This is a genomic window from Rhodoplanes sp. Z2-YC6860, assembly GCF_001579845.1.
Taxonomy (GTDB): domain Bacteria; phylum Pseudomonadota; class Alphaproteobacteria; order Rhizobiales; family Xanthobacteraceae; genus Z2-YC6860.
This window is the reverse complement of the sequence record NZ_CP007440.1, coordinates 1,253,623-1,266,774: the sequence shown is the minus strand read 5'-3', so window position 1 is coordinate 1,266,774 and position 13,152 is coordinate 1,253,623. Positions and strand designations below refer to the sequence as shown.

Sequence of the window (13,152 nt, the reverse complement as noted above, 5' to 3'; positions counted from 1 at the left end):
GGCGAGCAAAAACAACATTTTAGAGGTAGAATAATTCCAGACTGCGCAGCGCCATCTCAATCGTGCGGCGCGCCCTAGCGCTTTCAAAATGCGGATGAAAATGCTCTCCCGTGCAGACATCGGGCGCGATGAACGCGTGCGGCAGCGCGATCGATGCGGCGATATAACGCGAGCACCGGCCTTTCGCAGCCGGGCCCGCACAAAAACAATTCAGATGCTAAGTCGCTCGGCGTTAAGCGGTGCCCTGCGACGGCTGGCTGGCGAGCGTGCTGCTGACGAACGCCTCGATGGCGCTGTCGAGTTGCTTGCACTCCAGCGACAGCCTTTCGCATCGGTCGGCCACGGCCGAGCCAGCCTGCTTTTCAGCCACGGTGGCCAGCACCTTCGCTTTGGCCCGAATGTCTTTCTGGATCTCAAGCAGATGCGCAAGTTCACGAAGCATGGGCATTCCAATAGCAAACCCACCCAGGAAGCGGTGAGTGCGCAATGTCACACTGCGGGCCAGCGGCCACAGCATTCAAAAGCGGCAAGAACGAAAACAGCATCCCGTGGTTGGAATGCCGCAAGGAGCGCCCGAACGGCCCGGCAGCCACGTCAAGGGCGCTCCAATATCGGCGTTTTGCTATAAGGGCTGCATGCAAAGGTCAATGCGCATCATCGGACTCGCCGGCTGGAGCGGCTCGGGCAAGACCACGCTGATCACCAAGGTGTTACCGCGCCTGATCGCGCGCGGTCAGCGCGTGTCGACGCTGAAGCACGCGCATCACGGGTTCGACCTCGATCAGCCGGGCAAGGATTCGTTCATGCACCGCAGCGCGGGCGCAACCGAAGTTGTGATCAGCTCGGCGAAGCGCTTTGCGGTGCTGCACGAGTTGCGTGACGAACCGGAATGGGACCTCGCCGATCTTTTGGGCAAGTTTGCATCGGTCGATCTGGTGCTGGTCGAAGGCTTCAAACGCGACGCATTTCCCAAGCTTGAGATTCACCGCGCGGCCAACGGCAAGCCGCTCATCCATCCGGATGATCCGCATATCGTCGCCATCGCCTCGGATACGCCATTGCCGCAGGCCAATGTGCCGGTGATCGATCTCGACGACATCGAGACGATTGCCGATATGCTGCTGCGGCACGCTGCGCCCCTGCAGAGTGCGGTGGCCGCCATGCGAGGTGCGTGATGGCGCAACTCAGCGACGACTGCTTTGCGTTTTCCGGCCCGTTGATGCCGATCGCAGAGATGGAGCGGCTGATCGCCGAGCGCGTGCAGCCGGTGAGCGAAACCGAGACCGTGAAGCTCGCAGCGGCGCGCGGCCGCGTGCTCGCCGATAACGTGATCGCGCCGCTCGATCTGCCGCCGTTCGACAATTCTGCGGTCGATGGCTATGCGGTGCGGCATCGCGATCTCGATCCGAATGGCGAGACGAAGCTATCGATCACCGGGCGGCTGACTGCAGGCCGCGCCGCGGACGCGTCGCTTGGCACAGGCCAGGCGACTCGCATCTTCACCGGCGCGCCGATGCCGGCCGATGCCGACACGGTGTTCATGCAGGAGGATGTGCGCACCGAGGACGACGCCGTCATCGTACCGGCCGGGCTGAAGCCTGGCGCCAATCGCAGGCTCGCGGGCGAGGATGTGAAAAAAGGCTCGCTGCTGCTGCCGGCAGGACGGCGGCTCGCGGTGCAAGATGTGGCCCTCGCCGCAGCCGTTGGACTGACCGAACTCAAGGTGCGTCGGCGGGTTCGCGTCGCGTTGTTCTCGACCGGCGACGAGATCGTCGAACCCGGCAAGCCACGGCCTGCCGCGGCCTTGTACGACGCCAACCGCTTTCTCCTGGACGGCATGCTGGATCGGCTGGGCGCCGAGGTGACCGATCTCGGCATCCTCAAGGACGACCCGGCAGCGTTGGAAGCGGGCATCGCCAAGGCCGCACGCGATCACGATCTGGTGCTGACCTCAGGCGGCGTCTCGACCGGCGAAGCCGATCACGTGCGCGACGCCGTCGAGAAAATCGGCAAGCTCGTGTTCTGGCGCGTCGCGATCAAGCCGGGCCGGCCGGTGGCGATGGGCGTCGTACCCGCAGGAAATCCAGGCACGGCCGCGGCCTTCCTTGGCTTGCCGGGCAATCCGGTCGCGGCCTTCGTCACGTTCGTGCGCGTGGTGCGGCCGCTGTTTCTGCGGCTCGCCGGAGCCAATGCCGAGCCGCTCACCGCGTTGCCGGTGCGGCTCGCGTTTCGCTACAGGAAGAAGAGCGGCCGCCGCGAGTATGTCCGCGTGGCGTTGCGGCCTGGCACAGACGGCACGATCGAAGCGGTGAAGCACCCGCAGGAAGGCGCGGGCGTCATCACGTCGCTCACGGAGACCGACGGCCTTGCCGAGCTTGCCGAAGACACGACGACGCTCGAGCCCGGCGCGACGGTTGGCTTTCTGTCTTACGCGACGCTGATGGGCTGAGTTCGCTTACGCGTTTGGATATTGCGCCGCCAGGCGTTCCGCGGCCGCGGCATCCTCGGGCGTGTTGACGTTGAAGAACGGATCGACCGGCTCAAGCGGCCAGTCCGCCAGCGCGATGCCGTGACGTGCGGTCCAGATCTCGATCTTGCGCAAACCCTCTCGGACCAACGCCTGGCGCAGGTCATCGCGCAGGGAAACGGTCCATAGCGCCACCACCGGGTGCCGCCACTCGCCGGAACGCGCACAGGCGAGCTGTTTGTTCTCAGCGAGTCGCGCCTGATGCAGCCGTGTCACGAGATCGCGCGGCAGGAAGGGGCAATCGCCCGGCACGCTCGCAACGTATTCGACGCCCGGCGCATGCGCCGCCGCCCAGTCGAGCCCGGCCAGCACGCCGGCCAAAGGTCCCGCGAAATCCGGCACGTCGTCGGGGATCACCGGCAGTCGGGTGTCGGCAAAACGCGCCGGATCGCCATTGGCGTTGAGAATGAGCCGCGTGCATTGCGGCGCGAACCGCTCGATGACGCGCGACAGAATGGTCTCGCCGCCGATCATGGTGCGCGGCTTGTCGCCGCCACCCATCCGCCGTGCCAGTCCGCCGGCGAGGACCAGCCCCAGCGTCCCACCGTCAGTCGTCATGCGCCGCGGCTTTCCGCCGGTGCTTGGAGCTTTCCTCCTCGACGTAGGCCAAGTCCTGATCGAACACGATGCGGCTTTCGCCGGCGAGCGCCATGAAGCGCTTGCCGCGAGCACGGCCGACCAGCGTGAGGTTGGCCTTGCGGGCGAGCTCGACACCCCAGGCCGTGAAGCCCGAACGCGACACCAGGATCGGGATGCCCATGCGCACCGTCTTGATCACCATCTCCGAGGTGAGCCGGCCGGTGGTGTAGAAAATCTTGTCGTCGGGCCGTACGCGGTGCTTGAACATCCAGCCAGCGATCTTGTCGACGGCGTTGTGGCGGCCGACGTCCTCCATGTAGACCAGCGGCTGCTCTCCCACCGCGAGCACGCAGCCGTGAATCGCACCGGCTTCGAGATAGAGCGACGGCGTGGTGTTGATCTTGTTGGTCAGCGCATAAAGCCAAGAGGTGCGGAGCTCTGCATCCGGCAGCTTGATGTCTTCGAGCGCCTCCATGAGATCACCGAACACGGTGCCCTGGGCGCAGCCCGAGGTCTGCACCTTCTTCTTCAGCTTCTTCTCGTAATTGGTCTTGCGCTTGGTGCGCACCACGACCACCGCCAAGTCTTCGTCGTAGTCGACGGCCGTGATGGTGTCGTCCGGCCGCAGCATGTTCTGATTGAGCAGGTAGCCGATTGCGAGATATTCCGGGTAGTCGCCGATCGTCATCGCGGTGACGATCTCCTGCGAATTGAGGAAGATCGTCAGCGCGCGCTCGACCGTCACCGCGGTTTCGATCCTGGCGCCGGTCTGATCGACGCCGGTGACGCGCTCGGTCAGCCGCGGGTCGAGCGGGTCCGGCTTGATCAGATAGTCCTTCGGCTTGCGCATCGTCTCTTTATATAGGGACGCGCGGCGTAGCCCTAGAGAGGGGCGCGGACTGTTATGCGAAAGGGTTAGCCGAGGCCGAAGCGCGCGAAGCACGCCTTCGACTCCGGCTCGGTCAGGAACTTGAGGAAAGCCCGCGCCGGCTCGGTCGCGCCGTCTTTGGCGATGGCCCCCGCATAGCCGTTCACATAGGCGATTTCACCCGGCAGCACGCCCACCACCCGGGTGCCCGGCACCGCGATGAACTCGCTGGTGAAGGTGATGCCGATCTCGGCCTCGCCGCGCACCAGCGCCAGCGCGCATTCGCGGCCGGTCTTGTAGAGCTTCATCTTTGGCGCGATCTGCTCGTAAAGACCCATCCGCTTCAACAGATCGGCGAGGTAGATGCCGGACGAGCCGCCATGGGCCGGATCGTTGGCGGCGATCGATACGGCAAAGTTCAGCATCCGCTTGAAGCCGTCGAGCGTCGCGATGTTCGGCATCATCATGCCGTCACGCACCGCGACGCCACAGGTCGCAAGGCCGAGATCGGTGCGGCTTCCTGGTGCAATGCGGCCTTCGGCCTCCAGTGCCTCGATGGCCGGAAACGACAGGATGATCGCGTCGGCCTTCTCGCCGCCGGTGAAACGCTGCTTCAGCGCGCCGACGGTGTTGAAGGCCAGATCGACCTCGATGCCTTTGGCTTGCGTGAATTTCGGCGCAAGCTCCGCCACCGGACCTTCGACCGCGCCTGCACTCATCACCCGGATTTTTGTCATGCGGCGCGGTCAACTCACTCTTCAGTTCGGGGCGTCCCAGATGTGGGGATTGCGTATCATGAAAGCGCGGATCGACGGATCGGGATCGCGGCCGATCAATTCGCCGCTGACGTAGACGTCATACGACGAAAAGGCGTCCCGGTTCGAGTATACGGCCCCGATCGGGGCGCGATGCACCCCTTTTTTCTTTTTCTTGGACGCCGCATCGGCGGGCGACGCAAGCGCGACCGAGGCAATGAGAGCCGTCACGAGAATATGAATCTTCATGGGGGTATTCCTTCCCTCAGCCGATGCCCGGCGGGCATCTCAATGGCAAGGACATCACCAACAACACGCAGATCCCTCGGTTTATTCCCTAGCCCGGCAGAAAGGCGCTGGCCCCGGACCCGGTGTCGGTCAGGACCTCGACCGGCGCGCCGTAGAGCGCTTCCAATTGCAGCCGGTTGAGCACCGAAACAGTCACGCCTTCCGCCAGGCGGGTGCCCTGCTTCAGCAGGTAGGCGCGATCGGCCGCGCGCATCGCGTGGTTCGGATCGTGGGTGGTGAAAAGAACGCCGAGGCCGGAGGCCGCCAAGGCGCGGATCTCGCGCATCACCTTGCCCTGATTGCCGAAGTCGAGGCTTGCGGTCGGCTCGTCGAGCACGATGAACTGCGGTTCCTGCGCGAGCGCACGTGCCAACAGCGCAAGCTGCCGCTCGCCGCCGGAAATCTCGGTGTAGGGCCGCGCAGCCAGATGCGCGATGCCGAAGCGTTCGAGCACGCGGGCGGCGACGGCGCGATCGGCGGCGCTCGGCCGGCTGAACAAGTTGCCGTGGGCGGTGCGGCCCATCAGCACCACGGCCTCGACCGTGAAGGCGAAGGTCGCGGCGTGCGTTTGCGGAACGTAAGCGATCAGCCGTGCACGATCGCGGCTGGCATAGCCCGCGAGCGGCTTGTCGCCGAGCCGAACTTCGCCGCTGTGCGGCGCCAGCAGGCCCAGCAACGTCTTCAACAGCGTGGTCTTGCCGCCGCCATTCGGCCCGAGCAGCGCCAGCACCTCGCCGGTCGCAAGCGCGACGTCGAGATTGCGGCCGACCACCCGTTCGCTGTAGCCGATGGTGAGATCGTGCCCGGACAATTTCATCGTCACGACCAGGTTTTGGAGACGCTGGTGAGCAGCCAGATGAAGAACGGCGTGCCGACCACCGCGGTGAGAATGCCAAGCGGAATCTCGATCGGAGCCATGGTGCGGGCGAGCGTGTCGATCACCAGGAGAAATCCGCCGCCGAGCAAGGCTGCCGCCGGAATGAGCCGCGCGAAGTCCGGTCCCACGAGTGTGCGGGCGAGATGCGGCACCACGAGACCGACCCAGCCGATCACGCCGGCGGTCGCAACGCTTGCCGAGGTAACGAGCGTTGCTGCGGCGACAATGGCGATGCGCAACGGCCCGGTCGGCACGCCGAGCGCGCGGGCCTCCTCCTCGGGCAGCGACATCACGTTCATGCGCCAGCGCAGCGCCAGCAGCACCGCGGTGCCGATCGCGACCGGACCGAACAGTGGAATGAGATCGGGAACGGCGACCGAGGAGAGACTGCCCAGCAGCCAGAACGTCATGGCCGGAAGCTGGTTGTACGGATCGGCGAGATACTTCACGAGGCCGACGCCCGCGCCGAGCAGCGCGCCGACCACCACGCCGGTTAGCACCAGCACCAGGATCGGATCGCGTGCCCGCACCGCGGTGCCGATCATGTACACCGCCGCGACCGCGATCAGCCCGCCGGCGAAAGCCAAAGCCTGAATTGCGAATACGCCGAGCGAGAAGAAAATACCGAGCACCGCGCCAAGCGCAGCGCCCGACGACGCGCCAAGAATATCCGGCGACACCAGTGGATTGCGGAACAGACCCTGGAAGGCGGTGCCTGCAACCGCCAGCGCCCCACCGACCAGCGCAGCGGAGAGGATGCGCGGGCCTCGCACCTGCCAGATGACGTTCTGCACGGCCGCCGGCACGTCGGCCTCGCGGCCGGTGAGCTTGCCAGCGACAACGCTCATGAGATCGGCGAGCCCGATCGGATAACGGCCGACCGTGAAAGCGACGAGGAGGCCGACAATGAGGATCGCGCAGGCGATCAGCAGGCCGGGCGCGGCGGAGCGAGTCATGTCCGCAAAGTATCAGCCGCGGCCTGACAGAACACTCTCGATCTGCGCATCGGTCAGCGTCTTGTGATAGAACTGCGTATAGAAATCACGCGTCAGCGGCTTGAGGTCCTCGGGGAATTGCTCCGGGTAGAGCACCTTGGCCAGCCACCACAACCCGATCAGCCGGTTGACCGACGGCGGGAAATCGACCCAGCCGAACGGCAGATGCGGCGACAGGTGTACGCGGCCGCTCTGCACCGCCTTGATCGGCGCCCACAACGGATCGTTGCGCACGCTCGCGGCAAAACCGCCGTCGATGGTGATGATGACGTCCGGATTCCAGGCGAGCACCTGCTCGACCGAAACGTTGACGATCCCGCCCTTGCGCTCGGCGGCGACGTTGTGCGCGCCGAGAAACTCGATGGTTTCCATGTTGATCGAGCCGCCGAGCCCGGTTTCGAGCCCTCGGGGGCCGCGGCCGTAATAGACCCGCGGACGCTCGCTCTCAGGGATCTTGGCGATACGCTGCTTGATCGTCGTCATGGTCTGCTCGGCATAGCGAGCAAAGCCTTCGGCCTGATCCGGCCGCCCGGTCAGCGCGCCGAGTTTGCGATAGGTCGAAACCATCGCGTCGAACTTGCCGTCGAGCAGCGCGTAGGGAATGCCGGTCTGCTCTTGGACGCGGTTTGCAAGCGATATGTAGGTGTCCGAGATATAGCCGACGTCGAGAATGAGATCCGGCTTGAGTTGCAGCACCACCTCGAGATTGGCGGTGTTGCCACGGCCGGTGATCCGTCCGACCTGCGGCTTCGAGCAGGCGTCCGCCGCCATGAGTTCGCACTCCTCCGGACGGCGCGGATTGGGCCAGCCGATCAGGAGCTCCGGCGCAAAGGTATAAAGCAGGATCGCGGCGGGCGGTCCTGCCGTGAACACCCGTTCGACCTTCGCGGGAATCTGAATCGTGCGGCCGGCATCGTCGGAGACTGCCGCAGCGCGCGCGACGCGCGGCGCCAGCAGTGTTGCTGCCGCTCCGCTGAGCAGCGCACGGCGGTCGAACAGCATCGCGGTCTCCTGGGTGCCAGACACGGCCGGCGTGGCGGCCGACCGCTGTATGCGGACGGTTACAGCGTTTTCCCGGCAAAAGGAAGCGCCGCTTAGGAGCGCGTGCGCGACTTGATCGAGGTCTTTTTCTGCTTTTCGACCGAGGCACGGTCCGGAGGCCGCAGCGACGATTCAAGATCGCGCAGATGTGACTTCGTCGCCGAGAACGCATCGCTCTCGATCGAGCGGTAATCGGCGACCAGCTTCTGCCCGAACTTCGTGAGTTCGGCGCCGCCGCCCTGCGAGCCGCCGGGATGCGCCGACACCACCGGTTGCTGGAAGCAGAGATTCAGATCGTTGATGAGGAGCCAGGCCCGCCGGTACGACATGCCGAGTTCGCGGCCGGCCTGGGAGATCGACCCGGTGCGGCCGACGGCTTCCAGAAGCCTCACCTTGCCCGGACCGATCGAGCGGTTGCCGCCAAAATCCACCCGCAATGTCAATCTGGTGTCGCCCATACGTGACCGGTCCCGCGCCGAAGCAACAGGATATACCGGAATTCCGCGGGTCAGAAAGCTGCCTTTCGGCTCTGCGGCTCAGCCGGCTTCGAGCACCTCGGCCGCGCGCGACAGCGACGGCAGCACCGACAGAAGACAGGCGAGACTTGAGGTCCGCAGCGGCACGAACGGCTTGTTGAGCTGCTGGCAAACGCGCTTGGCCTGGTTCATCGCGTTGTGGCTGATGCAGTCGACGGGAAACAGCGTCACGTCGGCGCGGCCGACGAACCCCGGCAGCAGCGCGGCGGCGTCCTCGACACCGCCATCATGGTGGATGAACGCGCCGCCGGCCTGCTCCACCAGCGTCTTGAACCGCGGCAACTGATTGGCGCGGCCGCCGACATAGAGAATGGTCGCGCCGCCGAGATCGACCTGGGGCACCGCTTCGCGATTGTCTCCGTCGAACAGGACCGCGACCTGCCGCTCCATCGCCTCCAGCTCCTCGCGGATCGAATCACGCTCGGTCTCGGCGCGGCGGCGCGCGGCGTCGCTGCTTTCAAAATTGGCAAGCCGCTGCTCGAGCCGCTCGCGGCGCGCGGTTTCCCGCGACAGGCGGTCGTTCAAGTCCGCGATCGTGTCCTTCAGCGCGGCGGCCTCGGCGGCTTCGTCCTCCGGACGGCGGGCCACGTCGCCTTGGACCTTCTCGGCCAGCATCGCGCTCAGCCGCGCGATTTTGCCGTCGCGTTCGATGAAGCCATCGCGCAGCTGGCGCTGTTGCCGCTCGAGCTTGGCTTCCAGCGTCGCAAGCTCGTCCTCGAGCTGGTGCATGCGCTGCAGATCGGCGCAGTTCGTCGCGCCCATCAGATGCGACAGCATGTGCACGTCGCCGAACGCTTTCTGCACCATCTTGTCGGAGGCGTCGGGATGAGTGAGCACCGCCCAATAGGCGCCTGGAATGTCACCGCTGCTGACGGCCTTCTTCCACAGCGTTCCGATCGCCGCGTCGTCTCTGGCCTTGGCGAACTGGTTGAGCGTGACCTCGTGGCGCCGGTCGAGCGTCTTTTGCAGGAGCTTGCCGCCCTCCTGCGGCCGGTTGGCGAGCAGCACGCCGAGCATGTGCAACTCGTGCTCGTCCGCGGTCTCGATGCCGGCGATCTTCAGCTTCACCAGGACACGCCGCAATTCGGCGGCCGACAGGCAGGTGCCGATCACCGAACAATGCAGGTTGGTGTTGATCTCCCAGATCCGCACCCGGCGCTTGAGCGCATGGGGCTTCAGCGCGGCCGGACTGGCCGGAACCGGTACGGGCGCCGTCAGTGCCGGCACAGTCAATCCTGGCAGATTGGGAAGGTCCGCAGGCGGCTGCGGCAGGCGCAGATTCGGGGGCACCTCGGAATGGCCGCCGCGCCAAAGCTGCAAATGGGTCCCCATGCCGATACGCTCGCTATATCTGACAAGATATAGCGACTATGACACGCTCTTCCGAAGAGAAACAAGCCCCGAAAGCGTCATGGTGGCCGCGCTCCGGATACCTCTCTATTGCGGCAGACCGGGCGCGCCGAAACCGTAGCCCGCGAGAATCCGCTGCCCTTCGACCGACAGAATGAACATCGCGAAACGATAGGCCGCGGATGACGCGCCCTCGATCACGGTCAGCCCGTAGTCGGCGCCGACGGCGAGCGCATGGGGCAGCGCCACGACCTTCATATCCGGACTGTGCCTCTGCGCCTCGCGGGTCGCCGTGCAATACGCGAGGAACATGTCGGCGCGGCCCTCCTCGATATGCCAGCTGTAGACGAGCCGCCCGGGCGGCGGCGTCACGCTCGATGCACCGCCCATCAATTGCAGCGCCTTCTTCTCCAGCGTGGCCTGCGCGCCGGGCTTGAGCGCTTCGGCTTTGCGGAACATCTCGAACGTGTAGTCGCCGGAAGGATCCGAGCGCGGCGTCGAGGTGCCGAGCTTGACCTTGGGATCGAGCATCGCGTCGAGCAGCGTCTCGGACGTCACCGCGAGCGTGGGGCTGACCAGCGCGCACAACTCGTTGCGCGCAAACAGCACCACCGGCCCGCCCCGCTTTGCCGTGGCGAGCGCCTGCGGATGCTCCATGTTGGCGGCGGCAAAGACCTCGGCCTTGGCGCCGCCTGCGATCTCGTCCTTGAGCAATCCGGACGGCCCGAACTTGGCCTCCACCGTCGTGCCGGTCGCGGCCTTGAACGCGCGGCCGACATCGGTCAGCGCGCTGCGCAGGCTGCCGGCGGCGTAAAGCTGCACAGTGTCGTTGGCCGCCCGGACCGTGGTGATCGTCATGCAAAGCGCCAAGCTCAGAGAGAACAAGCCAGAAGAGAAGATAATCCGCATCGGACACTCCCGGAGAGCCCGTTGTATCTCATTGGATATGACCCGGAACAGAGGTGTTCAGCCATAAAATCCGCCTTGGTGGGACTTCCTTAGGAAACACGGGCGCATGCCGGCGCTCAGGACTTGAAAAAAGTCGTCCGGGCCTTCATGACACGGGCGCCGGAGAGATGGCCGAGTGGCTTAAGGCGCACGCTTGGAAAGCGTGTATACGGGAAACCGTATCGTGGGTTCGAATCCCACTCTCTCCGCCAGTCAAATCGCCGCCAGCCGGCCTCTCCTGCCCCCTCAACAGATCATGTGACGCGGCTTCAAGCCGCTCCACTTATACGCTACACACCTCCCGCAGCAGACATCGTCGGGAAGAGAGTTCGCAACAGATGCGAGTACTGATCACGGGGCATTGCGGCTACATCGGTCCGGTCATGACGCGGGTGTTCCGGAAAGCCGGGCATGAAGTCACCGGTTACGACACGGGATACTTCCGGGAGCAGATCGAGGATGCTCCTGCGGAGTGCTATCCGAACCACGAATTGAAAGGCGACATCCGCGACATCGACGAATCGGCGTTTCGCGGCATCGACGCCGTCGTGCATCTGGCGGCGCTTTCGAACGATCCGATCGGCGACATCGTTGCGGCCAAGACGGAAGCCATCAACGGCGGCGGCACCGCCCGCTGCGGCCAGATGGCCAAGCGCGCGGGCGTGCGCCGCTTTGTCATGGCGTCCTCGTGCTCCCTTTACGGTGCGTCCGGCGCGGCGGCCGGCGATCTTGACGAGAGCGCGCCGTTCGCACCGGTCTCCGCATATGCCAAGTCGAAGGTCAGCGGCGAAGCCGCGTTGCAGGCCTTGGCCGACGCGACGTTCGAGCCGATCATGCTGCGCAACGCGACGGCCTATGGCGTCAGCCCGCGCACGCGCCTTGATCTCGTGCTGAACAATCTGATGGCCTATGGCTACACCACCGGAGTCATTCGCGTGCTATCGGACGGCACGCCATGGCGGCCGATGGTTCACATCGAGGATATTTCCCGCGCCGCGCTTGCGGCCGCGCAGGCGCCGGTCGGCAGCCTTCGCCACACGGTGTTCAATGTCGGTGGCATCGATTGCAATTACTCGGTGCGGCAGATCGCCGAGGTCGCGGCTGCGACGCTGCCGAACTGCAAGATCGAAATCACCGGCGAAAACGGCAACGATCCGCGGAGCTATCGCGTCAACTTCACGCGCGTGCTGACGGAGCTTCCCGGCTTCGCCCCGCAATGGAACCTGGAAAAAGGCGCCGTCGAGCTGCGCGACTGGCTGCAACTGCACGAACCTGATCCAGAGAGACTTCTCGGAGCCAAGTTCATCCGGCTGAAGCGGATTCAGGACCTGCGCGCCGGCAATCAGATCGACGCGGATTTCCGCTGGACCGGCGCTCGTGCCTGACGCCGGTCCGGAGCCGTCATTCTGGCGAGGCAAACGTGTCCTGGTGACGGGCGCGACGGGCTTCCTGGGCGGATCGCTGGTCGCCCGCCTGCTCGAATACAAATCCGACGTGCTGGCGATCGTGCGGAACGACCGGCCGCAAAGCCGGTTCGCCGTCGAAAACCTTGCCGCTCAATGCCGCGTCATCCCAGGCGACATGGCCTCCCCGGATGTCGTCAAGGCGGCGTTCGATGCTGGCCCCATCGATGCACTCTTTCACCTCGCGGCCAATTCTGACGTTGAGGATTTTTACCGCCGGCCGGCCGAAAGCTTCCGCAGCGCCACCGACGGCACGCTGCAATTGCTCGAGGCCGTTCGCCATCGCGCGCCGGAGTGCGCCGCGGTGGTCTCGTCCTCGGACAAGGCCTACGGGCCACAGGCGGTGCCATATCGCGAATCGCAAAACCTCGCCCCGCGGCATCCCTACGAGGTCGCCAAGGCATCGCAAGACCTGCTCGCGCAGAGCTATGGCAAGGTGTACGGCCTTCCCGTCGCCGTGACCCGATGCGCCAACTACTTCGGCGGCTGGGATTTCAACTGGCACCGGATCATCCCGGGAACCATACGATCGGTCGCGCGCGGAGAGCCCGTGGTGTTGCGCTCCGACGGAAAGTTCACGCGGGACTTCCTGTATATCGAGGATGCGGTCGACACCCAGTTGCTGCTGGCGCAGGCCGTCGCGCGCGATCCCAAGCTCCGCGGCGAGCCGTTCAATTTTTCGCAGGAGATCAACATCGAGGTCATCGATATCGTCAGGCGTATCCTGACACTGATGGACTCGAAGACCGAGCCGCAGATCAACGAGACCGCCAAGGCGGAAATCCGGTTCATGCAGGTGAACTGCGACAAGGCCCGAACGACCCTGGATTGGCGCCCGCGCCACGATTTCGATCTTGCGCTCGCCGAAACGGTGAAGTGGTATCGCGGGTATCTCAGCCGCTCGGGCGGATGAAGCGACCAGGGC

General features: G+C 65.1%; 15 protein-coding genes and 1 tRNA gene. 5 read left to right on the top strand and 11 right to left on the bottom strand.

The window, feature by feature from the left end; translation table 11 throughout:
- Nucleotides 1-232: 232 nt before the first annotated feature.
- Nucleotides 233-517: a hypothetical protein gene (locus RHPLAN_RS05830; RefSeq protein WP_157100081.1), complete on the bottom strand. Its 285-nt coding sequence runs from the start codon at nucleotides 515-517 to the stop codon at nucleotides 233-235.
- Between the two features lie 130 nt (nucleotides 518-647).
- Here RHPLAN_RS05830 and mobB point away from each other — a divergent pair, with 130 nt between their 5' ends.
- Together mobB and RHPLAN_RS05820 are read left to right on the top strand one after the other, a co-directional pair.
- A complete protein-coding gene (mobB, locus tag RHPLAN_RS05825; RefSeq protein WP_068014697.1) occupies nucleotides 648-1,175 on the top strand; it encodes a molybdopterin-guanine dinucleotide biosynthesis protein B in 528 nt (175 codons plus the stop codon).
- Nucleotides 1,175-2,449 carry a molybdopterin molybdotransferase MoeA gene (locus RHPLAN_RS05820; RefSeq protein ID WP_068014694.1) on the top strand — a complete coding sequence of 425 codons (1,275 nt, stop codon included), beginning with the start codon at nucleotides 1,175-1,177 and terminating at the stop codon, nucleotides 2,447-2,449. The genes mobB and RHPLAN_RS05820 overlap by 1 nt, the downstream gene beginning before the upstream one ends.
- Before the next feature lie 6 nt (nucleotides 2,450-2,455).
- On the opposite strand, the gene mobA is transcribed toward RHPLAN_RS05820, so the two are convergent.
- The 10 genes from mobA to RHPLAN_RS05770 form a co-directional block, all read right to left on the bottom strand.
- A complete protein-coding gene (gene mobA, locus RHPLAN_RS05815) occupies nucleotides 2,456-3,085 on the bottom strand; it encodes a molybdenum cofactor guanylyltransferase MobA (RefSeq protein WP_068014692.1) in 630 nt (209 codons plus the stop codon).
- Nucleotides 3,075-3,956 (bottom strand): formate dehydrogenase accessory sulfurtransferase FdhD, encoded by an 882-nt coding sequence (locus RHPLAN_RS05810; RefSeq protein WP_068014690.1) that lies wholly within the window; start codon nucleotides 3,954-3,956, stop codon nucleotides 3,075-3,077. The genes mobA and RHPLAN_RS05810 overlap by 11 nt, the downstream gene beginning before the upstream one ends.
- 65 nt (nucleotides 3,957-4,021) lie before the next feature.
- The gene (locus RHPLAN_RS05805) at nucleotides 4,022-4,711 is read right to left on the bottom strand and encodes a molybdate ABC transporter substrate-binding protein (protein ID WP_084244389.1); all 690 of its coding nucleotides are present in this window, start codon (nucleotides 4,709-4,711) and stop codon (nucleotides 4,022-4,024) included.
- A gap of 21 nt (nucleotides 4,712-4,732) precedes the next feature.
- Nucleotides 4,733-4,978 (bottom strand): hypothetical protein, encoded by a 246-nt coding sequence (locus RHPLAN_RS05800; protein ID WP_068014686.1) that lies wholly within the window; start codon nucleotides 4,976-4,978, stop codon nucleotides 4,733-4,735.
- Nucleotides 4,979-5,066: 88 nt separating this feature from the next.
- Nucleotides 5,067-5,834 (bottom strand): ABC transporter ATP-binding protein, encoded by a 768-nt coding sequence (locus RHPLAN_RS05795; protein ID WP_068014684.1) that lies wholly within the window; start codon nucleotides 5,832-5,834, stop codon nucleotides 5,067-5,069.
- 2 nt (nucleotides 5,835-5,836) lie between these two features.
- Nucleotides 5,837-6,850: a FecCD family ABC transporter permease gene (locus RHPLAN_RS05790; RefSeq protein ID WP_068014682.1), complete on the bottom strand. Its 1,014-nt coding sequence runs from the start codon at nucleotides 6,848-6,850 to the stop codon at nucleotides 5,837-5,839.
- A 12-nt stretch (nucleotides 6,851-6,862) separates the two neighbouring features.
- Nucleotides 6,863-7,891 carry an iron ABC transporter substrate-binding protein gene (locus RHPLAN_RS05785; RefSeq protein WP_068014680.1) on the bottom strand — a complete coding sequence of 343 codons (1,029 nt, stop codon included), beginning with the start codon at nucleotides 7,889-7,891 and terminating at the stop codon, nucleotides 6,863-6,865.
- Nucleotides 7,892-7,983: 92 nt separating this feature from the next.
- A complete protein-coding gene (locus RHPLAN_RS05780; RefSeq protein WP_068014678.1) occupies nucleotides 7,984-8,388 on the bottom strand; it encodes a winged helix-turn-helix domain-containing protein in 405 nt (134 codons plus the stop codon).
- A 78-nt stretch (nucleotides 8,389-8,466) separates the two neighbouring features.
- A complete protein-coding gene (locus RHPLAN_RS05775; RefSeq protein ID WP_084244387.1) occupies nucleotides 8,467-9,798 on the bottom strand; it encodes a DUF2325 domain-containing protein in 1,332 nt (443 codons plus the stop codon).
- Nucleotides 9,799-9,903: 105 nt separating this feature from the next.
- A complete protein-coding gene (locus RHPLAN_RS05770) occupies nucleotides 9,904-10,674 on the bottom strand; it encodes a molybdate ABC transporter substrate-binding protein (RefSeq protein ID WP_198164734.1) in 771 nt (256 codons plus the stop codon).
- Nucleotides 10,675-10,886: 212 nt separating this feature from the next.
- Here RHPLAN_RS05770 and RHPLAN_RS05765 point away from each other — a divergent pair.
- From RHPLAN_RS05765 to RHPLAN_RS05755, 3 genes are all read left to right on the top strand, one after another.
- Nucleotides 10,887-10,976: transfer RNA gene (locus RHPLAN_RS05765), tRNA-Ser, on the top strand.
- A 126-nt stretch (nucleotides 10,977-11,102) separates the two neighbouring features.
- Complete coding sequence (locus RHPLAN_RS05760) at nucleotides 11,103-12,149, top strand: NAD-dependent epimerase/dehydratase family protein (protein WP_068014671.1); 1,047 nt, start codon at nucleotides 11,103-11,105, stop codon at nucleotides 12,147-12,149.
- Nucleotides 12,142-13,140, top strand: a complete 999-nt coding sequence (locus tag RHPLAN_RS05755; RefSeq protein ID WP_068014669.1) for an NAD-dependent epimerase/dehydratase family protein — start codon at nucleotides 12,142-12,144, stop codon at nucleotides 13,138-13,140. Before RHPLAN_RS05760 ends, RHPLAN_RS05755 begins: the two co-directional genes overlap by 8 nt.
- Nucleotides 13,141-13,152 lie beyond the last annotated feature (12 nt).